The organism is Streptomyces sp. NEAU-W12, from assembly GCF_026242095.1.
In the GTDB taxonomy this organism is placed as follows: domain Bacteria; phylum Actinomycetota; class Actinomycetes; order Streptomycetales; family Streptomycetaceae; genus Streptomyces.
In genome coordinates this window covers 1-1,209 of sequence record NZ_JAPJDM010000061.1, presented here as the reverse complement: position 1 = coordinate 1,209, position 1,209 = coordinate 1, and the positions used below count along the sequence as shown (strand labels likewise).

At 68.2% G+C, this 1,209-nt stretch carries 1 protein-coding gene; it reads left to right on the top strand.

The genetic code is table 11. The features are described from left to right. Positions 1-201 precede the first annotated feature (201 nt). Positions 202-1,050 (top strand): IS5 family transposase, encoded by an 849-nt coding sequence (locus ORI94_RS34595; RefSeq protein ID WP_266083001.1) that lies wholly within the window; start codon positions 202-204, stop codon positions 1,048-1,050. Positions 1,051-1,209: the final 159 nt, after the last annotated feature.

Here is a 1,209-nt window from a genome sequence, read left to right as displayed (position 1 = left end):
CACCCGCTGGAACAGCTCCCACAACTCATCCGGCACCAGCCGCTCAACGATCCTCGCCACGACCCACAGCCTACCGAGCCAATTGAGATGACTTCTCAGTGGGCGGTTCGTGAGTCTTTGAGTGGTTCTGCTGTCGCCTGATGGTGTGGCGGCAGGGCGGAATCCGCCGGTCCACGGGTGCTGATCTGGTGATGTGACCGGGTGAGTGAACGCAAGCTGCACCCGAGTGACTTATCGGACGAGCAGTGGTCATTGATCGAGCCGGTGATCACCGCGTGGAAGGACCGGCACCGCTCGGTCAGCGGCCACCAGGGCGCCTACGACATGCGGGAGATCGTGAACGCGATCCTCTACCAGGGGCGAACCGGCTGCCAGTGGGCCTATCTCCCGCACGACCTGCCGCCCAAGAGCGCGACCTACTACTACTTCGCCGCCTGGCGGGACGACGGCACCGACCAGGTCATCCATGAACTTCTGCGCTGCCAGGTCCGTGAACGCGCCCGCCGATTAGAGGACCCGACCCTGGTGGTCCTGGACACCCAGAGTGTCCACGTGGCCGCCGGGGTCCCTGCCGCCACGACCGGCCATGATCCGGCCAAGCGGGTGCCCGGCCGCAAACGCGGACTGGCCGTGGACGTCCTCGGCCTGGTCATCGCAGTCGTCGTCCTCGCCGCGAACACCCATGACAACGCCGCGGGCATCCTCCTGCTGGACCAGGTCGCCGAGCACGCCGGCGGAAGCGTCCGCAAAGCCCTGGTCGACCAGGGCTTCAAGGACCAGGTCGTCGCGCACGGCGCCGGCCTGGGCATCGACGTCGAGATCGCCGCACGCGACCCGCAGGTCAAGGGGTTCGTGCCGCAGCCGAAGCGATGGAGGGTCGAGCAGACCTACGGCATCCTGATACTGCACCGCCGCCTGGTCCGCGACTACGAGCACCACCCCTCCTCCTTCGCCTCCCGCGTCTACTGGGCGATGACCCACGTCATGACCCGCCGCCTCACCGGCGCGAACGCCCCCACCTGGCACGAGGCGAAGGCGGCGGCAGGGTGAACCTCCAGCCCCTGCTCGACGCCCTGGACCTCCAGGAAGACGCCGCCCGGGCCCTGGCCGACGACCTCCGCACGCAGATTGACGGCCTGCAGACCCGGCTGCGGGAGGCCGAGATGCACCTCGAACACCTCGCGATCACCCGCACGACCGTCACCGGCC